At 40.4% G+C, this 21509-nt stretch carries 10 protein-coding genes; 5 read left to right on the plus strand and 5 right to left on the minus strand.

The features are described 5' to 3' along the window. Positions 1–14 precede the first annotated feature (14 nt). Genes AOB46_RS21685 through AOB46_RS21705 form a run of 5 tightly spaced genes read right to left on the minus strand, consistent with a single transcriptional unit; the run spans position 15 to position 6299 of the window. Complete coding sequence (locus tag AOB46_RS21685; RefSeq protein ID WP_062703372.1) at positions 15–1931, minus strand: fumarate reductase/succinate dehydrogenase flavoprotein subunit; 1917 nt, start codon at positions 1929–1931, stop codon at positions 15–17. 13 nt (positions 1932–1944) lie between these two features. After that, the gene (locus AOB46_RS21690) at positions 1945–2601 is read right to left on the minus strand and encodes a succinate dehydrogenase cytochrome b subunit (RefSeq protein WP_062703352.1); all 657 of its coding nucleotides are present in this window, start codon (positions 2599–2601) and stop codon (positions 1945–1947) included. Positions 2602–2617: 16 nt separating this feature from the next. Further along, positions 2618–4048, minus strand: a complete 1431-nt coding sequence (locus AOB46_RS21695; RefSeq protein ID WP_062703354.1) for an anion permease — start codon at positions 4046–4048, stop codon at positions 2618–2620. Positions 4049–4068: 20 nt separating this feature from the next. Next, the gene (locus AOB46_RS21700) at positions 4069–5226 is read right to left on the minus strand and encodes a porin (RefSeq protein WP_062703356.1); all 1158 of its coding nucleotides are present in this window, start codon (positions 5224–5226) and stop codon (positions 4069–4071) included. Positions 5227–5249: 23 nt separating this feature from the next. Then, on the minus strand, positions 5250–6299 hold the full coding sequence (locus tag AOB46_RS21705) for a linear amide C-N hydrolase (RefSeq protein ID WP_062703358.1): 1050 nt from the start codon (positions 6297–6299) through the stop codon (positions 5250–5252). A 368-nt stretch (positions 6300–6667) separates the two neighbouring features. Here AOB46_RS21705 and AOB46_RS21710 point away from each other — a divergent pair, with 368 nt between their 5' ends. From AOB46_RS21710 to AOB46_RS21730, 5 genes are all read left to right on the plus strand, one after another. Next, positions 6668–8857, plus strand: coding sequence for an ATP-binding protein (locus AOB46_RS21710; RefSeq protein WP_062703360.1), 2190 nt, complete (start codon positions 6668–6670; stop codon positions 8855–8857). Positions 8858–8884: 27 nt separating this feature from the next. Beyond that, positions 8885–9436 carry a biliverdin-producing heme oxygenase gene (locus AOB46_RS21715; protein ID WP_062703362.1) on the plus strand — a complete coding sequence of 184 codons (552 nt, stop codon included), beginning with the start codon at positions 8885–8887 and terminating at the stop codon, positions 9434–9436. 116 nt (positions 9437–9552) lie between these two features. After that, positions 9553–10479, plus strand: a complete 927-nt coding sequence (locus tag AOB46_RS21720; RefSeq protein WP_062703364.1) for a malate dehydrogenase — start codon at positions 9553–9555, stop codon at positions 10477–10479. Positions 10480–10811: 332 nt separating this feature from the next. After that, positions 10812–12191: a T9SS type A sorting domain-containing protein gene (locus tag AOB46_RS21725; RefSeq protein ID WP_062703366.1), complete on the plus strand. Its 1380-nt coding sequence runs from the start codon at positions 10812–10814 to the stop codon at positions 12189–12191. 7 nt (positions 12192–12198) lie between these two features. Next, on the plus strand, positions 12199–21509 hold a 9311-nt coding region (locus AOB46_RS21730), incomplete at its 3' end, for a SpvB/TcaC N-terminal domain-containing protein (RefSeq protein ID WP_062703368.1).

Here is a 21509-nt window from a genome sequence, read left to right on the forward strand (position 1 = left end):
AATTTTTTGTTTTTTTATTTATAGCTTCTTACCGTTGGCTGGATCTCTTCAAAAACCAGCGGTTCTTTGATCAGTTCAGGTTCACGGTCTTCACCTGTCCAGGCCCAAGCAGAAATAAACTGATATTCAGCATCGTTCCGGAGCGCTTCTCCATCAGGAGTCTGGAATTCTTCCCGGAAATGGGCACCGCAGGATTCATTACGGGTTAAGGCATCATAGCACATCAGTTCCCCGATTTCAAAATAATCGGCAACGCGGCCGGCTTTTTCCAGCTCGCTGTTCATGCTGTCATCCTGTCCGGAAACCTTTACTTCACGGTAAAATTCCTGTTTCAGCTTTCTGATCTCTTCAATAGCGTATTTAAGGCCTTCTTCATTTCGGGCAAGTCCACAGTAGTCGTACAGAAGCTTTCCTAAGGTTTTATGAAAAAAATCAACCGTTTTGGTTCCGTTGATATTCATAAGATTCCGGATTTGGTTTTTAACAGCCTGTTCTGCTGCTTCAAATTCAGGTGCGTCAGGAGAAATTTTTCCGGTGTGAATTTCATCAGCCAGATAGTTGGCAATCGTATAAGGAGCAATAAAATAGCCATCTACAGAAGCCTGAAGGAGAGAATTAGCGCCCAGCCTGTTCGCTCCGTGGTCTGCAAAATTGGCTTCTCCCAGTGCAAAAAGTCCCGGAATAGTCGTCATCAGCTCATAATCTACCCAGAGGCCACCCATAGAGAAGTGGGCAGAAGGAGAGATCATCATCGGTTCCTTATACGCATCATATCCGGTGATTTTAAGGTACATATCGAATAAATTTCCATACTTCTCCATGATCTTATCTTTTCCCTGTTCCCTTATTGCTTTTGAAAAATCGAGATAAACGGCATTTTTCAGAGGTCCTATTCCGAAGCCGGCATCAATCCTCTCTTTAGCAGCGCGCGATGAAATGTCCCTCGGGGCTAAATTTCCAAAAGCAGGATATCTGCGTTCCAGATAATAATCTCTTTCTTCTTCAGGAATATCATTTGGCGGTCTGTTATCTTCTTTTTTCAAAGGAACCCAGATTCTTCCATCGTTACGAAGGGATTCTGACATCAGCGTTAATTTAGACTGATAGTCCCCGGATTGCGGCAGGGAAGTAGGGTGAACCTGAATCCAGCTTGGGGAAGCCATTAAAGCTCCTTTTTTGTGTGCCCTCCAGATAGCCGAGCCGTTGCATCCCATGGCTAAAGTAGACAGATAATAAATTTTTCCGTAACCACCTGTTGCCAATATAACAGCATGGGCAGCGTGTCTCTCAATTTCCCCGGTATCTAAATTCCGTACAATAATTCCTCTTGCTTTTCCGTCAATAACGACCAGGTCAAGCATTTCATGCCTGGAGTATAGCTGTACGGTTCCTTTTCCGACCTGTCTCATCAATGCCTGGTAAGCTCCCAGCAGTAATTGCTGTCCCGTTTGTCCTCTGGCATAGAATGTCCTGCTGACCTGCACACCTCCGAAGGAACGGTTGTTAAGATAACCACCGTATTCCCTGCCAAAAGGAACACCTTGCGCAACCGCCTGGTCAATGAGGTTCAAAGAACATTCTGCCATGCGGTAAACATTGGCTTCTCGCGCTCTGAAGTCACCGCCTTTTAAAGTATCAACAAACATTCTGTAAACACTGTCACCATCATTTTTATAGTTTTTAGCTGCGTTTACACCTCCCTGTGCCGCTACGGAATGGGCTCTTCTTGGACTGTCCTGAAAACAGAATGCTTTCACATTATATCCCATTTCACCGAGAGAAGCCGCTACGGAACTTCCGGCAAGACCGGTTCCCACTACAATAACATCCAGTTTCTTGCGGTTGGCGGGATTTACAAGCTTTGCTTTCTTTTTATAATAAGCCCATTTCTGTTCCAACGGGCCTTCTGGTATCTTTGAATTTAAAATCATAATGGGTCTGTTTTTAATGAGCAGTAAAGAATACATACACCGGCATCAGCGCAAATCCCACGCAGATGATTACTGAATAAACCGTTCCTGCCGTATGAAGCCATCTGACAAACTTAGGGTGATACAGTCCAAGCGTTCTTGTTGCACTGTAAATTCCGTGGATAAGATGGTAGCAGAGGGCAATCATAGACAGAACGTAAATGACAACATACCACCATTCTTTGAAAACGGTAACCACCAGTATGTAGAGATCTTTATTTCCGTTAACATCCAGCGGGGTATTTCCGAATTTGTACACATACCAGAAATTCTGGAAATGAATCACCAGGAAGATCAGAACAAGGGTTCCTAAAATTCCCATATTGCGGGAGTACCACCTGCTGGCTCTTCCCCGGTTCTCAGAATGGTAATTTCCACCGGATTTATTATTTTTTAAAGTAATGATCAGCCCGTCCACAGCATGCAGAATGATGCTTGCATACAAAACATAGGAAACGATTTTAATCAGGATATTTCCAGACAAAAAATGTGAATAGGCATTGAATTGCAGATGTGCCTGTTCAGCAGGTAGAAAAAGCTGAAGATTTCCAAGGAAATGAATCAGCAGGAAAAAACTCAGGAAAAGCCCTGTAAGACACATCAGCATTTTTCTTAACAATGTTGACAGCATATTTTTTATTTAATGATTAATAATATCCTAATACTTTCATCCACAGACCACCAACAGCCATGTAAATGATAAGCAGGACAATTCCTATTTCAAGACCTCTCAGCCACCATGCTTTAAGATCTACATATCCGCTTCCGAAGAATACCGGGGCCGGACCATGGCCGTAATGGGTAAGAACCCCATACACAGATCCCATAAAACCAAGCATCATAGCTAAAAGCATTGGAGGAATTCCCAGAGAAACACCTACTCCTAATAAAGCCGCATACATCGCCGCCACGTGGGCTGTAGCACTGGCAAAAATATAGTGGCTGAAAAAATACACCACGATGATCACCGGAAAGGCAACCTGCCAGCTTAATCCACCGATTTTAACCTTGATCAGGTCACTGAACCAGCCGATGAAGCCCAGCTCATTCAAAGAGCTTGCCATCATAACCAGAACGGCGAACCAAACGATAGTATCCCATGCACCTTTTTCGCCTTTTACATCTTCCCAGGTCAGTACGGAAGTGAGCAGCAGCAAAGTAAGCCCGATAAATGCCGTTGTGGTGGCATCAATAGAAAGGGAAGCACCAAATATCCAGAGGACAAGAAGAATGAAAAAAGCAAGAAGCATCAGCCATTCGTTTCTGGATATAGGTCCCATTTCTTTTAATTTCTGAGCTGCCATTTTGGGAGCATCCCCTGTTTTTTTAAGTTCTGGCGGGTATAATTTATACAGAACCAACGGAACAACAAAAAAGGCGACCAAACCGGGAAGGAATCCTGCTGCGGCCCATGACATCCAGGTAATATTAATGCCAAGATTCGCTGCAAACTTCTGACACATCGGGTTACTTGCAGTTCCCGTCAGGAACATGGAAGAAGCGATGAGGTTCATATAATAGCTGTTCAGAGTTAAAAAAGATCCCAGTTTTCTGTGAGTTTCCGGTTTTTCCGGAACAGAATCAAAGCTGATGGCCATAGATTTCATAATCGGGTAGATGATTCCACCGCCTCTTGCCGTGTTACTCGGAATGGCAGGGGCAAGGCATACATCTGCAAGTCCCAGCCCGTAGGCCAGTCCCAATGAGCTTTTCCCGAAAATCCGGATGAAAAGGAAGGCGATTCTGTTACCCAGTCCGGTCTTAATAAATCCTCTGGCAATAAAGAATGAGATCCCGATCAGCCAGATCACTTTATCACCGAACCCGGAAAGCGCTTTGGTAATTGATTTTCCTGCGTCTCCGGGAGCTACCACCTGGGTAAGAGCTGTAAAAGCTATAGCCATCATACACATGGTTCCCATTGGGGCTGCTTTAAGGATAATTCCTAAAATGGTTGCAGCAAAAATGGCAAAAAGGTGCCATGCATCCTGGGTAACGCCTTCCGGTACAGGAATAAACCATATAACCAGAGCAACGGCAAACGTTATTGCTACATTTCTGATATTAATTTCTTTCATGATGCTGAATATTTTAGTGGTTAAAATCTACTCTGTACCTGAACAATGAATAGATTGTTGTTGTATTGCGAAGTGTTGTCAACCTGATGTTTATAACGGTCAAATTGTACTCCCAGCTGGATTCTTGCCCCGTAGTTCTTCAGGAATTCCAATCCGGCCATCGGGGTAATGGTTTGTCTGGGGTTTGAATTCATCCTGAAATTGGTGTCAAGATATTCATACCGGCAGGAAAGCTCAAAGGCACTGAGGTTTTTATGATTGATCTCATACCTCAGATTGGGAAGGAAATAAGCTCCGCGGATGAGGTATTGGTCCGGATTGGATGGTCTGGTTTCAGGGTCCAGGGTATTATACAGAACATGATTGGTGGCTTGTTTGGCTTCGAGCTGCATATCAAGACTCCATCTTGGATCAAACTGTATCATAGAGCTTAGATCAACACCTAAAGCATATACTTTCTGGCTGAAAACCTCTCCGATACCACCGTTTAATCCGACATTAAAGTTATATTTTTTTGAAAGTCCGAAAACCAGCCTTGTAGAATACTGTTTTCCGTTATCATTATCATTGATCTGATTTTTCCCGTTTCCATTCACAACAGATACAGCATATTGAAAAGGAATTTCTCCCAGTTTCAGCTGTCCTGTTGCAGAAAGCCCGATCTGGAAACTCGTCCAGCCCAGTTTTCCGAATTCGCTGTATTGATTGGACCAGTCTAAAGATTTGATGATATCAATAGGATAGGTTTCTTCAATACCGAACCATGGCCTGAACTGTCCTACGGTGAATGCCAGTTTGGGACTGAAAGTATATTTCAGATAGGCGTTTTCAAGCACCCTGCTTTTAGGATCGTTTTTAAAATCCGCAAGATTGGCAAGTGCTACCACTTCTGTCCGTTTACTGATCTGGGCACGTACCTGAACCCTCATATATTTCAGCATAAAATTGTTGCTGGTTCCTGATCCGTCAGCATGGTGCATCCCGTTTACATCAACATCTTTGGCCATTCCTACCAGATAGCGGGCCTGGAAAAGTCCTTTGATCTGCAGCTGCGGATATTTTACATTATCTTCCTGCGGGGCAGTATGCAGAGAATCCGGAATTTGTGCGCTGGCTGATAAACCTGCTAATAGAGCACAAAGCACCAGGCTTCTTTTTTTGGATGAAAAAAAGGTCATAGTATTTGTGTTTAATGAATATATTATTGAAGTCCTAAGAATTTGAAGGGCTTGGATTCTTTAAAATCTTTATTTGCTTTACCATTGTACGTCTGGAAATTGCTCAGATCAAGTTTCATGACCTTTCCTTTCGGGCTGAGGTCAAAATCTTTGAGGTTTACCCAGAAAGTATTAGGGGTAAACACTGTTTCGAAATAATAGACCAGATTTTTCTGATCGGAAACAGAACGCCATCTCGTGGATGAAATGTTAGGCTCGGTTTCTGAAGTGATGCCATACGGAACAGAACAGTTTCTGATCACACTGAAGACACTGGCTACGGCTGTCCGTGGATCGCTTGTTTTTGGAATCGCGTTGATGTAATAAGAAGCTCTTACAAAACGGTCTGCGGCCCGGTTAGTTCCCGGAAGCATAACCGTTCCCGGAATTCCCTGCCAGTAATTGTTTAAAGCCAGCTGCTCTTCAAAAACGGGGGAGTTGGTCATTACGGTATATTTCGGATCGTGATGAATAACCAGTTTACCTTTGATGTATTCAAAAACAGCATTGTCTCCGGAGGCATCAGAGAGGGAAAGGTGTACAGTGGCAAATCTTTCGGTTCCCGGGATATAATCGCTTACAATGATGAAAGGATTGGTATTCATATGCGTTACCGCTTCTTTTACGGTTGCAAAATGATCAAGGAAGTATTGTGCCCAGAGGGAAATTGCCAGCCCCTTCTGTTTTCCTTTGGGATCAAATTTAGGATATTGGGATTCTCCAAGCCAGAGCAGATTAGCCACGAGGCCCTTTTCGTTCATGCCGTCTGATGAGGTGATATCCCAGGAAGAACTTATAATACTGCCGTACTTTGAAGTCCATTGTAAAGACAGGGGGCCTACTTCACCGCTGCGTTGCATTCCTTTCGGGAATACCCACAGATTACCGGGGATTTCATCGCGCCAGTCCATGGAACGGGCTGTAATCACGGTGTTGTCAGGACCTTTGTAAACAACTCTGGTGCAGGCTTCGTATCCGCTCCAGGCTCCTGATAAAAGAATCAGGGTGAAGATAATGAAAGGGAACTTTTTCATAGTAATATTATTTGAAGTTAAATGAAGTTTTTATTGAGGATATGATAAAAAATTCAATTATTTTTAATTGTAATGGTTATTTGGTTGTATAAATTTAATAAATTTTGTTTAATTAACGCAATTATTTCACTTGTTAATGTAAAATTCATGTGATGAATCATAGTCCTTGGAATTCCACGAAATTTTTCGTATTTTATAAATAAATCCTAATTGCTGGTAATATAAAAGGAAAGGTTCTGAACGAAAGTTCAGTAGGTTGAATGGTTAAATTTATAGGAATCACTGTGTTATTGCTCATGTTGAGATTTGATACCACAAAATAATATGTCTTTAAAAAAAACGTTATATTTGATAGATCAAAAATATATATGAATTTTGTAGAATGTCATGAAGAGCCCATACATATCCCTGGGTATATACAAAGTTTTGGATATCTGATTGGCATTGACGCAGAATCTCATTCCATCACTTTTTTCAGTAGCAATATTGCGGATATATTCAGAGTCAAAAATACAGAAGAGCTTTTTGACAGGAAACTTGTTGACTTACCGGAAATATTCGGATCTGTTATAGAATCGGATATATATGTTTTGTTGCAGGACTTTACAAGAAGAGAGAATGAAACTCATTTTGATAAAGTATTCATCAGCGGAAAAGAATATCATTGTTCTGTTTTCAGAAACGGAAAAAACATTTTTTTTGAATTTGAAGCAGTACTGGAAAATCCGAATAAACGCATTTCAAACAAGTATGATAATTTCTACGTGATTGATAATGAGCAGGAACTCTGGGATCAGCTGCTGAGCACTCTTTCTAAAATTGTGAACTATGACCGGATAATGGTATACAAATTCATGATGGATGGTTCCGGAAAGGTTATTGCAGAGAGGAAAACAGGCAATATGGATAGCTACCTTGGGCTTCATTACCCGGAATCTGATATTCCGAAACAGGCGCGAGAACTCTATTTGAAGAAGCGGAAAAGAATTTTCAGCAATGTTTATGCAGAAAATGTCCCTTTGATGAGCAAAACACAGGAACATATTGATCTGACCTATGCTGCTTCAAGAGGGATGTCACCCATCCACGGACAATATATTAAAAACTCCGGAGCCTCTTCAAGCTTCAGTGTTTCGATTATTATTGATGATCATCTTTGGGGACTGGTAACCTGCCAGAATTCAGAACCGAAGCATATCGATCTTGAAGACCGTGTACAGGCCGGAATTTTCACGGCACTGGCCTCTAATGCCTATTCATCCTTTAAATCTAAAAATGAACTGAACTACCGCCTGGAGCTGAATGAAAAATCAGCACAGCTGAAAGCGGAGTTTTTAAAACATAATCACTTATTTGATTCTCTGATTGATAATAAAACGGAGATCAGAAATCTGCCTGAGGCAGACGGACTTGCTATTACTTCGGAAGGTGAAACCGTGACTTCCGGAATGGTTCCTGACCGGAGCACGATTGAAAATATCGCTGACTGGGCACTGGAGAATACAGAAGGAAGCATGTATGTTAACAGGAGTTTTCTGAAAGACCACGGCAATCATCTGAAACTGGACGGAAACGCCGCCGGAATTATTATTTATTTTATTGAAAGAAGCAAAAGAGAGATGCTGATGTGGTTCCGGAAAGAATTTGATGAACACATCAACTGGGCAGGAAATCCTGAAAAAAATGTCGGTGTGTTTATACAAAACGGAGAGGAGCGGCAAATGGTTTCTCCAAGAACCTCTTTCCATATTTTTACGGAAAATATTAAAGGAAATTCTAAAAGATGGAATTCCAGAGATATCATCGCTGTAAAGGCGGTACGTGATGTGATCCTTGAAACCTCCCATAAGCAATACAATGCTATTAAAGAGCTAAATAACCAGTTAAGAAAAGTGAATGAAGAGCTGGACAGCTTTTCTTATACCATTTCTCATGACCTGGGAACCCCTCTCACGGTGATGAAACTAAACGCCCAGATGCTGCTTGCCAATTTTGAGAAAACAGAAAAGAATAAAAATAAACTGAACTCCATTATCGAAGAGATCGACAATATGGCGGAAATGATGCACGACGTCCTGCAGCTGAGCCGTGCCAAGCACAGTGAAATCCAGCTGGAAAATCTTCAGCCTGCCCGTACGATAGAAAAGATCTCCGAAAATGCAAAAATAACTTTTGACAGCCCGAACAGCGAGATCATTATCGGAGAATGTCCTGATGTGCTTGCGGATAAAACCATGCTTCATCAGGTATTCCTCAATATCATTAATAATGCTGTAAAATATTCATCCCATAAAGATCATCCTAAAGTAGAGATTGAAGGAACGGAGGAAAGAGAAACTGTGGTATACCTGATTTCTGATAACGGCATCGGAATTCCTGAAGAGGAGAAGCATAAAATGTTCAAGATTTTCAACAGAATGGACAATGCCAAAAAATTTAAAGGAAACGGGGTAGGACTTTCTATTGTACACCGGATCATGAACCGCATCGGGGGATCTGTAGATTATAAAAGCAATAAAGAGGGCACTTCTTTCATTTTAACGTTTAAAAAACCTTAAATTTGAGAAACCCTAAAAACTTTATGGATGGTATCAGAATATCTTAAACAAAATACAGCGGAATACCACGATGCTGCGGAGAAACTTTTCAATTCTGAAAAAATTTTTAATAAAACCTTTACCCTGGAAGATTACAAAAAGATCATCAGTTTCAATTATCTGATGCTTCTTCACAGTGAAGATCAAATATTCAGGAGCCTTTCTGATAAGTATGCCGATAAGCTTCAGTTAAGCAACAGAAAGAAACTTCCACTTATTGAAAAGGATCTTGAAAGCCTTTCTCTTGAAAATAAAACGATTACCCACAAGCTGCAGTTTGATAATGAACACGAAGCACTGGGAGCGATGTATGTTATTGAAGGTTCTACACTGGGAGGAAACGTTATTGCGAAACAGCTTTCCAAAACGGAAGGTTTTGATGAGGTAACTTTCAATTTCTTCGGATGCTATCAGGATAATACAGGTCCGATGTGGAAAAATTTCATAGAGGTTCTTGATACGGAAGTTGATGAAGAAAATTATAATGAAGTGCTTTCCGGAGCTAAAAAACTCTACACGTTTTTACTGAACGTGAATTAATGATATTGAACTCTAATTAAATTCCTGAAAAATTGCCCATTTTTTCAGGAATTGTTAAATTTGGGAGTTTCAATTTTTAAACTTAACTATAAAATAATTTAAAAAAAGTATACAATATGAAAGTAACTGTAGTAGGTGCAGGCGCTGTAGGAGCAAGCTGTGCAGAATACATCGCAATGAAAAACTTCTGTTCAGAAGTAGTTTTGGTAGACATTAAAGAAGGATTTGCTGAGGGTAAGGCAATGGATTTGATGCAGACGGCATCACTTAACGGGTTCGATACAAAAATTACCGGAACAACAGGAGATTACAGCAAAACTGCAGGTTCGCATGTAGCCGTAATTACTTCAGGTATTCCAAGAAAACCGGGAATGACCAGAGAAGAGCTTATCGGTATCAATGCAGGTATCGTGAAAGAGGTTACTGAAAACTTAGTAAAACATTCTCCAGAAGTGATTATTATTGTGGTTTCTAACCCAATGGATACTATGGCTTATCTGGTACACAAAACGTCAGGCCTTCCTAAGCACAAAATCATCGGAATGGGTGGTGCATTAGACTCTGCAAGATTCAAGTACAGATTGGCAGAGGCTTTAGAAGCTCCGATTTCTGATGTTGACGGTATGGTAATCGCAGCACACAGTGATACGGGAATGCTTCCATTATTAAGCAAAGCAACAAGAAACGGAGTTCCTGTAACGGAGTTCCTGGATGATGCACAACAAAAATATGTAATTGAAGAAACTAAAGTAGGAGGGGCTACTCTTACTAAATTACTGGGAACTTCAGCTTGGTATGCACCGGGTGCAGCTGTTTCTGTAATGGTTCAGGCTATCGCTTGCGATCAGAAGAAAATGATCCCTTGTTCTTTGATGCTTGAAGGTGAATACGGACAAAACGATATCTGTTTAGGTGTTCCTGCCATCATCGGAGCTAACGGAATAGAGAAGATCGTTAACGTAACACTTACTGCTGAAGAGCAATTGAAGTTCGCTGAAGCGGCCAATGCAGTGAGAGAAGTGAATGGAGATCTGAAATTCTAATTGACTAAATTTAAGATATGGAAACCGCGGCCGAAGGCCGCGGTTTTTTGCTTTATAATGAAGGCTTGATAACTTTAATTGGACATTTTAGTATCAACTGGCCCAGCGAATAATCGCAATAGATTATTTTTTTGCGTAAAAATAAAGATATATAAAATATTGATTTCTCCATTGTTTGATATATTAAAATTATATTATATTGGCGGAAAATGCAACTGATAGATCTGTTTATCTTTCTGATAATAAGCATTGTTAATGTAAACTCCCCGATTGCGCATTGACAAAGGTTTTAATGATCCAGGGACATTAATGATAAAAAAAAATAAGTTACTATGGCCAGACCAAAATTTCAAAAAGTGGTGCTTCCCGTACTGCTTTTTAGTTCCCATTTTGTGTTTTCCCAACTGACGACATCTGGAGCGCAGCTTTGGGAAAAAACAACTCCATCCGTCCGTGATGCGGCAAAATGTAAAGATGAAAATCTGTTGAATTTTCATTGTGGAATTAAGGATAAGCTCTTAAAGAAATACATTAAGTACAGCAAGAAAAAAGCCCATACGCTCAGTTTGGTACATACTGCCAAAGACGTGGAGGCTATATGGCAAAATTCTGAGAAAGATGTTTCGTTGTCAAATGATAACTACCAAAACGGAAGTTCCAAAAATTTTAAATTGCAGAGGCAGCCAAGTATTTTTACCTTTATGAGCAGTTCTGATCCCCGAAAAGGGAAAACAGATAGCTTGAATATTAATTTTGAAGATCAGAATCTTTACGAAATGATCTTTATTCCTAAACGGTTAGAGAAGGATGATCTTAATAATATCCATTCTTACCTTTCTATAAAATACGGGATTTCTCTTGAAAAAAGTAACTATTACAATAGTGAGAAAAAAGTAATATGGAATCCTGACCAGCATAAAGACTTTAGATTTAGACCTACAGGATTAGGTAGGGATAACGGTAATGAGCTCTATCAAAAGCAGTCTACAAACACTGCGGATCAGATTTTAACCATTGGTAAAAATGAAATCAAAAGAACCAATGCAGAGAACACCGCTGTTTTTAACAATTTGGAGTATGTGATCTGGTCTGATGACAATAAGGGGCTGGAACTGGAGAAAGATGGCAATTTCAGCGTTTTGAAACGAAATTGGGAGATCAACTTTATCGGGGATGAAACTGCTAAGCGTGATTATTATATCAGGATACCCAAATCACTATTAAATACCAAAGCTTTACCTGCTGTCTATTGGCTGTTTATTAAGAGTTCACTTGGAGAAATCAGAAAAATTCAGGGTATTGCTGATGAAAACTATATTTTGTTTAACAAAGTTGATTTTATTCCGGAAAAAGAACAGGCAGTTAGTACCCGGTTTACTTTTGCTGTAAGTCCTGCCAAAGAAACAGGAACTACTTCTTCTGATGTTCATACTGGTAACTCGAAAAATGGTGATGAATTCTCCATTAATCTCGAAAACATCATACTTTACCCTAATCCTGTTAAAAAAGGACAGAATTTTACCCTTCGTTTTCCACCAATGGAAAATTTATCCGTTTCAATTTATGATGGTGCCGGAAGATTGATTGCTCTGGATAAAGTTGACCGAAATTCCAATCATTACTTTAATCAGCTTCCTATTCAAAGTTCTTACATCATCAATCTGACCCAAAATGGGAAAACGATAAAAACATTCAAACTTATTGTAGAATAAAAACACCATGAAAATTAATTTAAAGAAACTCCCAATCAGTAAGAATTCAGTTCTTATTGTTCTGTTCTTTTCCTGTATGTTTGTTTTTGCAAGCTTCACCAAAGAAGATCGGCAGAAAGTCCGTCGTTTTAAGCAAGATTTAATGCTGCGGTTACATGTTGACAAAGAATCTGAAATATCAGATGTAAAAGATCCACCGGAAAATAGCAGTAATAATCGTGAAAGTAATTCGTCTTCCAATGATAAAGGCGAGAAAAAGGCTGGATTAAACACCAGTTCAGAGGAAAAAATCGTTGGGAAGAACGTAAGTAATTACTCTCATTCTACTATAACCCATGTTTTTGATGCGAAAGAAAAAGCTGGAACCATCGGGATTTTTTCTGATAAAGAAGAAGATAAAATATCGGACAACTTCTTTACCATTGATATACCCAAAAATTCTATCACAGATCAGGCAGCTTATCTGGAATATGACCTGTACGGACTGGCTTCTTATCAGTCTGTTCCCAGATCTATCAATAATAATGTCGCTGTTGGTGGTGAAATTATTGTTCCCAAAGCAGACTGGAGCCATCAGCGTGAGGAAATCAGCCAGAACCTGTTAAAAGACGGGAACAATCTTATCTTATTTACAGCACCAATATCTGGTGTAAAATATAAAGTAAAAAACGTAAAAGTTGTTTTTGAAAATAAAAATCATCCAAAGGAAGATCTGATTGTTAATTCTCTTCTATCAGAAAATAAACTTTACATCAAAGGAAATACAGAATATTCCGGTTCACTGACAGTCAATAACGAGGTTGTACCTGTTCATGGGGGTGAATTTGAGAAGGTTGTAAACCTTTCAGATGATGACAGGAAAGCCGGCAGTTTTTCAGTAGCTATAGGAGGAGTAAAAAATACCTATAAGATTCCGAAGCCTGTCAATTCATTTAAAATGATTAACAGCAGCTATTTTTCACCGAAACTGCTGGAGATTTCCAAAGAAAAGGAATATGATACAGACTATGAAGATATTAAAATTAAAGTTGAAAAAGAATCCTCAGAATCCGCTTCTGTTGAATTTCTGAAGCTGCGTGAAAAAGATTTTCCGACTACTTCACAAGGGCTGAAAAATGTTACGCTTAATAATTCCGCCTACAGGCTTTCAGTTGTTAAAGGAAAACTGAATAAAAAACTGCGGATTTCTCTGCCATATGATGAAAAACGTTTAGGACAGGCTCCTGCAAAAGAGATTAAAGCTTTTTATTTCGATTATAAAAACAAACAGTGGAAAATAGAAACCTCTGCGGTTGTTGATGAAAAATCTAAAATGGTCATTATTGAAAGTGATCAGGATAATGACTATATCAATGGTATCATTTCGGTACCGGAATCACCGGGTATTAATTCTTTCACACCGACAAGTATTAGTGGCTTAAAAGCAGGCAATCCTGTTTTGGGAATTCAGCTGTTTTCTCCGCCAACGCCCAATCAGAAAGGGGATGCAGCAATGTCGTATCCTATTCATCTTCCTGCAGGGGTCAATGGGATGCAGCCCCATCTTTCCGTTACCTACAATAGCAGCAAAGGCAACGGATGGATGGGAGAAGGCTGGGATATTGCAGGAATTTCCGGAATCACATTGGATACACGATGGGGAACTCCGGCTTTCGACCCTTCCTATGAATCTGAAATTTACCTTTTGGATGGTGAAATGCTGATGTATGAAGGAGATTACCTTCCCCACAGGCATATTGACAAAGCTGGCTTAATGGATGTGGCCCGACAGCCCAGAAACTCGTCCGGGAAAAAGAATTTTTATCTTCGGAAAAACAACAATTTTACAAAGATTGAAAGGTATGGTTCTTCACCATCATCCTATACCTGGGTAGTGACCACTACTGACGGAACAAAGAGGTTTTATGGCGGATCCGAAACAACTGTAAACGGTAATGCTGTCGTGCAGAAAGGTGATGGAGCTATTGTGCAGTGGGGAATCGTTAAAGAGTTGGATGTGCATAATAATAACATTAAATATTATTATTTTAACCAACAGTTTACTCAGGGAATACCCCCTGTTTCCGGGGATAATATCAATCTGGAAAAAGGAATACAGTTTCACATTAATCAAATATATTACTCAGGAGTAAATGATACAGATGGTCCCTATAAAGTAAATTTTATATACAAAATTCCTGAACGACCTGATTATGTAATTGACACTAAAGAGGGTATCAAAAGGGTTGAAATAGAAAGATTGGATAATATTCTGGTAAGTCATAACCAGCTGGATATAAGAGAGTATGGATTTACCTATGCAACAGGGAAATTTTACAAAAGTATCTTAAAAACAATATCAGGGCCGGGTGTAAAGTATGAGCTGGATTATTATAATGACGTAGGAAATGCCGTATTCGGACCAGATAAACTTACTACGGCGCCTGCACCTGATGCCTTTTCAGGTCCTGTAAATTCAGCTTTAACCCCCTCAAGAATAAGTGCCGACAATAATTTTGAGTGGGGCTGGACTTTAAGAACAGGTTTAGGACTGGGATTATTTACACCGCATACTTCGGGAGACAAAAACTTTATGGTCTCTGGCTTTGTGGGGGGATCGTATCCGGATATCAAAAGAGGTCAGGAATTGCTCGACTTCAACGGAGATGGGGTTATGGATATTCTATATCGTAAAAGAAATGGTGATAACGGGATTAAACTGATTCCGGGATCACTGGATGGAAACGGGAACCTTGAATTTAATGGCTATGAAGTTGATGTCCTGAACTTAAAAAGTAATTTCACGAAAACCAAAGGCAGTACCTTCAATACGGGGGCATCGATTCTGTTCAACTGGTGGAAGATGGGGTTTGATTTCACCAAAAGCTGGTCGGAAAGTGAGTCCAAAACTCCTGTATATATCATTGATGCCAATTCTGACGGATTGCCGGATGTAGTGAAGGATGATAAGGTGTGGTTCAACAAAATCAATCCTGATGGACAGCCGGAAATGGTTACCACCAGTGATATGACAGAAAATATGGTGATGAAAGGAAATATTCCGGTTCCTTATGAAGAACCGGAGGATCTGGATGACGATGAAGGAGAAGAACCGGTACGGGCAAAAAATGATGTGGTAAAAGTATGGATCGCCCCGAAAGCAGGATATATCAAAATCCAGGATCATATCTCCATTACCAATATGCAGGAAACTGCTGCAAGAGCCGTTTATTCGATTGAGGCTAAAAACCCTGACAACCCGTCAAAAAACGGAAGACTGTATCTGACCACCTTAGTTGGTGGAAGCCCTAATATAGATCTGAAAATAGAAAAATATAACGATTATGCAGGCACTCCGATGGGGATCGGCAGCGCTTCAAGAATACAGGTTGAATCCGGAGATAGGATTTATTTCAGGCTGCATAAAAAAACGGGGATTAATTATGAGGTGAATACAACCCCATCCGTTCAGTATGTAACTGCGAACGGAACTGAAATTCCGGATACCGATCAGGAGGAACTTGACGGATTCAGCCCTAACAACCTGAAATACGAAGAAAGTTTTCTTCTGAATAACCTGACCAAGACGCTTAAGTTTGACTATACGACTACAGGGCATATCGATATTCCCGGCTTTTCAGTCCCAGAACTTCATGATGATGTTACTTTTAAAATCACCCTATCAAAGGCTGAGGTGGTAAATCCATGGGATGTTACCGTACTCTACAGCAAAACATATTCGCAATCGTTGGGTACGGTAAATATTGATCCTGTTGATATGGATTTTTATGCACCAATAACCCCGAACGGTCTTTATATGAAGTTTATTGTAGAATCTGATTCTTATATGAACAAAGAAATTGAATGGAAGAATATCAAGGTTTCAAGTGCATGGGGAAATTCAATGGATGTTGCAAGCTATCCTTCCTATTATGTCCGCGATTTCAAAAAGAAATTCCATGTTGCTGATCTGGGAAATGCTCCACAAGGGGCCACCCATTATTATATTTCCATTAATAAAAATTTTTCGTTTTCACCGTCACTGCCAGGAAATTTCATGTATGTGATCAAAAAAAATGGTCTGGTTTTAGGAAAAAGATGGGTAAAAATAGAAAATACGGGGATTACAGAAACTTCCCTGAACGGGATTACGGATCCGATCTTATTTTATACCGGAGATCCTTATCATTCAGTCCTTTTGGAAGATAAAATCAATATTGTGGTGTATTGTAATACCCAGAAGGACAGGGCAGCCTATGAGGCGTTAAAATCACAGCTTCAGAATAATATTTTCAACATTTTTGTAGGAACCAATACCAATCTGCTGGCATCAACAGTGGAGACGGCTTTAAATACAGCTGAATTTAACAGCATCAGTGCGGTTTATCATAACTGGGGGCAGTTTATTTATAATGAGAGCAAAGACATCCGGAGAACACACAATTCATTAAGCCCTCCCGGTCCAAGGGATCAGCCAACAGCGCCTTCCGGAGTTACTACGCCTGATTATACCATTAATCCGGATACGCCAAGAGATTCTTATGGAGCTCTGATCAATAACGACTTCCTGGATTCTCCTTTCGGGCAGTTTGACTATGATTTCTCCGGCTGTTCGGGATTAACAAATCAGGATGAGTATGGGGAATGTGTCGGGGATATGTTGCAGGCTGATTTTCAGAATATGGCTTCCACCAATATCCTTGCCGGCTTTAACCCGATTGTACCGATGAACACCCATTTTTCCAAAGGTCCTGATGGTGCAGTGAAAAAATGGGTCAATAATAGTTTTCTTGAGCAGTTCTCCATGGCTTCCTCTTTCAGGGATGAAGAAACAATGACCCCTTTCTTTACCGATGATGATCCGGATGAAGAAGATATTGAGGTACAGGGGAATATCAGTACGGCGATGTATGCCATCGAGAAAAAACAGAAAAGCAAGGCAAAAACTACCAATTGGGGCATTGGGATTCCTGTGATTTCCCGGTCTGTTTCGGAGCTGCGGGGCTATGGAAATATCAATACCCAGGACTTTTTTGATGTGAACGGCGATGGCTATCCCGATATGCTGTACCGAACGGAATCCCAGCTTACCAACTCTTTGGGTGGGCTTAAGGCTTCGCAGGGAAGAAACCTGGAAGGTAATCCGGATTCAGTGATCTCTCAGAGCGAAAGTTTCCAGAAAACAAATACAATAGCATTTTCTCCTTCAGCAACAAAAACAGTGGGGCGAAACACAAGCAATAACGATTCCGATTCAAAAGCGGATACTTCGGTATCATGGTCAGGCGGAACAAGTTCTTCAACATACCCTGACTCCTATGACAAAGGTCTTAAGTATTGGATCGACATCAATGGAGACGGCCTTGTTGACCGTGTGGAAACCATTGATGGCGCAGTAAGGTATAAGCTCAATTATGGAACAGGTCTTATCAATAATCCTTTTGAATCATTTGCCAATTTACAGACCCATGAATCCAAACCGGTGGGATCTACTTCAATCAGCATCGGAGGAGGATTATCGGGGATGATTTCTGCGACAGATACCTTCAGTTCCGGATGGGGAGTTTCCGGCAGCCTTACCGGCTCATCTTCTACAGGAAGCTCAAAAGTGAATTTCCAGGATGTGAATGGTGACGGGATGGTGGATATTTTACTGCTCGATAATGAAGGAAATACCTCGGTAAGATATAATATGGGAAATAAATTCGCTCCTGCGGAAGGATTGTCAAAGCAGGGTGCAATTGTCAACTTCGGAAACGATACCAAGACCTATAACGGGGCATTAACACTGAATGGAGGATTTTATCTCAATGTTCCTATCCTGTGGCTGTTCGGGGTTACGATCCTTTATTTCAGGGCCGGAGCAGATTTGAGTGCCAGTATCGGGGTGTCTATGTCTGAAATTAACAAGGGACTTCGTGATGTGAATGGTGATGGTTTCCCGGATCTTGTAACCAATGACGGAAGCGGACTGAAAATTAACTACTCAAGGATCGGAAGAACCAACAAACTATCTAAAGTTACAGAGAAAAATACCAATGGTACGTTTACTATCGATTATGAATTTACGTCTCCTTCTTACAATGATCCTCATGCGAGACTGGTAATGAAAGAGGTGAAAATTCTCAATCCCCATGTTGATTCTGAAGGATATACGACCTCTACACCGGATAAAAACAGCGTAACCCGCTTCAGCTACGAGAATTCAAGATATGACCGTAGAGAACGTACTTATTATGGTTTTGAAAAAGTGACCGCAGAGGAAATGAATGTGAATGATGTATACAGGACTTCCGTTCAGACCTTCTACAATACCAACTATTATAACAATGGATTGCTGAAGAAAAATGAGGTTTACAGCGGAACAAATATATTGAAATCCAGCTCACTGAATACCTATAAATTATACAAATACATCAATAATTATACGCAGCTTGAAGAAATACCTGAAGCCGAGTTTGACAGCTATGATACAGGAGGAACCAAGGGAAACAAGATTGCTGTTATCCTGCCGTCGGGGTCTTCTAATACAGCATATGAGAGCAATGGTTCCATAACGACCGGCTCTGTAATGACCTATAACAGCAAGGCTCAGCTTACCAGCTTTAAATATAACAGCAACGTGGCATCAGGAAGTTATTATTCTACCATCCTTTACCATGATGTGCCGTCCTTATTCGCCAAAAATATCCTGAATATTCCTTCGGAAATTAAGGTATTCAACGATTCCAACCAGCTGGTAAGGCAACGGAATTCCGAGCTTGATCCGAACACAGGTGACCTGGTTAAAGTTATGGCAAAGCTGAATGACAGCCAGACAGCATCTACCACATTAACCTATGATTCTTTTGGAAATGTTAAGACGGTTACTGATCCTGTATCTTACAAACTTACCTATGATTATGATCCTTCCGGGAAATACATGATCAAAGTAACAGACAGTTTTGGTGTATTTTCCTCTTCCACATATGATCCGAAATGGGATACTGTTCTGGAATCCACCGATGCCTCAGGAAACAAGATGCAGTACAGCTATGATAATTTAGGAAGGATAACCAATATTCTCGGGCCAAAAGAAGTGGGGATTTCGCCATATACCATAAAATACGAGTATTTTATGACCCCTTATTCATCAGGAAGTGACCAGATTAAACTTTATGGGGCAACAACACAGAATTTTGACCCTGAACATCCTTCCAATCCTATTGAGACGATTACACTGGCTGATTTTACCGGGAAAACAGTTCAGGTTAAAAAGGATATTTTTGTTGGAGGCACGGAAAAAATGTCTGTATCCGGGATGGCATTAACTGATCTTTTTGACAGGCCCATAAAACAATATCATCCAACTTTTGAGGGCAAAGATGCTGTTTTAAACAAAAAACTGAAACTGAGCCTTTCTCCTTATTACACCATAACACAGTATGACCCGATGGATCGGATTATTGCCGAAGCTGATGAGGATGGAAACCTTACCGATATAAGCTATAGTATTGAAGGCACTGCTTATAAAAAGACGGTTTCCCAGATGCAGAATGCAAGTACGCAGATTAAGTCAGAGGCATTCAGTAATGCAGAGGGAAGAACTGTGGCTTCTAAAAATTATTTAAGCGGACAGCCATTGTCAACCCAGTTTACCTATGATGCCGCAGGACAGTTATTAACGGTTAAAGACCCTGAAAATATTGAAACAAGGTACAGATATGATCTGGGTGGGCGCCGCACTGTAGAAGAACACCCAGATCATGGAGCTACGAAATTTACGTATAACCTGGCAGGACAGATGCTGACCAGATCAACGGCTAACCTTGAAGGTGTCAGCGCACCTATCATTTATCAATATACCCAAAACAGGTTGATACAGATTGTTTATCCGAAACTCCAGAATGGAGCTCCTAATCCGAGCAACGTCAAATATACGTATGGTACATCCGGCAATGCAACGGGAAGGCTAACCAAGAAAACAGATGGCACTGGTGAGGTAACCTATGTTTATGGTAATATGGGCGAAGTGGTTGCGGAGCGAAGAAAAATAATCGGTGTGAATATTCCGGTGATGAACTTTACTACCGGCTATGAGTACGACAGTTGGAACCGAATTCAAAAAATCTTCTATCCGGATGGTGAAAATGTGGTGTATGACTATGATTTGGGAGGGAATTTAATAAAGGTAAAAAGTACAGCGTACGGTGATTATATTAAAGATATCCAGTATGATGAATATGAGCAGCGTACCCTTGTTTTCAATGAAAATGAGACCTATTCCGAGTTTACCTATCTTCCAACGAAGAGACTGCTTTCTTCACATGCTTTGAAAAAGGATAATTATGCAACCTATTTAAATAATAACTACGAATACGATTTTGTTAATAATATCATCTCCAATAAAAACATTACAGAAGCTACCCCTAACCAGTTGGGAGGAGGTTACCAGATGCTTTACGGATATGACAGCCTGAACCGTCTTACCCATTCTGTGGGAGCCATGCTAAAGGATATTAAAGACGATCCGGTTGACCCCGGAAATATGAATGCCAGCTATGAAACATCCTTAACTTATACGCCTTCAAGCGGTATCAGTAAAAAGAAGCAGAACCATGAAATAAGCGGGGTTGTCAATTCTTTGAATACCTATGAAAACACTTATAAATACATTAGAGATACCCATAAAGTAGAATCTGTAACCAATTTGGGTACAGGTTCTATTGAAAGCTTTACTTATGATAAAAATGGAAACCCGACCAGGTATAATAATCCGGACGGAATCTCAACAATGGCCTGGGATGAAGAGGATAATATGAAAGCTTACTATAACAAAGACCAGGGAGTTTTCCAATATTACGCCTATGATCATGCAGGAGAAAGAACTATCAAATATAATCTGAAAGAGGGGGCTAAATTATACCAGAATGGTGCATTAATCGATCAGGGAGCAATGGTACTCAATAATTATAAGGTTTATCCAAATCCTTATGTGGTAGTAAGTTCGGATGATACCTATACCAAGCATTATTATGCGGGCAGCCAGAGAATTGCAAGCCGTTTAGCAGAAAATACAGGTTTATTTGGAAGATCCGCCACAGGGACAACCGAGCAGAGTGAGGAAATGCCTGATGTAGAAAGTGACTTTAAATCCTATCTGGATAAAACCGGAGTTGAAGCGGAAACCATAGAAACGGAATTCGCCAGAAGTTCGGCTCAGGCAGGATTATATTATCTCCATGGGGACCACCTGGGAACCGCGACATTTGTTACCGATGCCAATGCTGTTGCAACCCAATTTTTTGTAAATTTACCTTTCGGAGAGACTTTTGTAGAGCAGCAGGTTGCAGGAACTTA

Source organism: Chryseobacterium indologenes (assembly GCF_001295265.1).
Lineage (GTDB): Bacteria > Bacteroidota > Bacteroidia > Flavobacteriales > Weeksellaceae > Chryseobacterium > Chryseobacterium indologenes_A.

Excerpts from the sequence above, each read along its gene's own strand:
- AOB46_RS21705 (WP_062703358.1), bottom strand. The coding sequence starts at position 6,299 with ATGAAAAAGTTCCCTTTCATTATCTTCACCCTGATTCTTTTATCAGGA.
- AOB46_RS21725 (WP_062703366.1), top strand. The coding sequence starts at position 10,812 with ATGGCCAGACCAAAATTTCAAAAAGTGGTGCTTCCCGTACTGCTTTTT.
- AOB46_RS21710 (WP_062703360.1), top strand. The coding sequence starts at position 6,668 with ATGAATTTTGTAGAATGTCATGAAGAGCCCATACATATCCCTGGGTAT.
- AOB46_RS21715 (WP_062703362.1), top strand. The coding sequence starts at position 8,885 with ATGGTATCAGAATATCTTAAACAAAATACAGCGGAATACCACGATGCT.
- AOB46_RS21695 (WP_062703354.1), bottom strand. The coding sequence starts at position 4,048 with ATGAAAGAAATTAATATCAGAAATGTAGCAATAACGTTTGCCGTTGCT.
- AOB46_RS21720 (WP_062703364.1), top strand. The coding sequence starts at position 9,553 with ATGAAAGTAACTGTAGTAGGTGCAGGCGCTGTAGGAGCAAGCTGTGCA.
- AOB46_RS21690 (WP_062703352.1), bottom strand. The coding sequence starts at position 2,601 with ATGCTGTCAACATTGTTAAGAAAAATGCTGATGTGTCTTACAGGGCTT.
- AOB46_RS21685 (WP_062703372.1), bottom strand. The coding sequence starts at position 1,931 with ATGATTTTAAATTCAAAGATACCAGAAGGCCCGTTGGAACAGAAATGG.
- AOB46_RS21700 (WP_062703356.1), bottom strand. The coding sequence starts at position 5,226 with ATGACCTTTTTTTCATCCAAAAAAAGAAGCCTGGTGCTTTGTGCTCTA.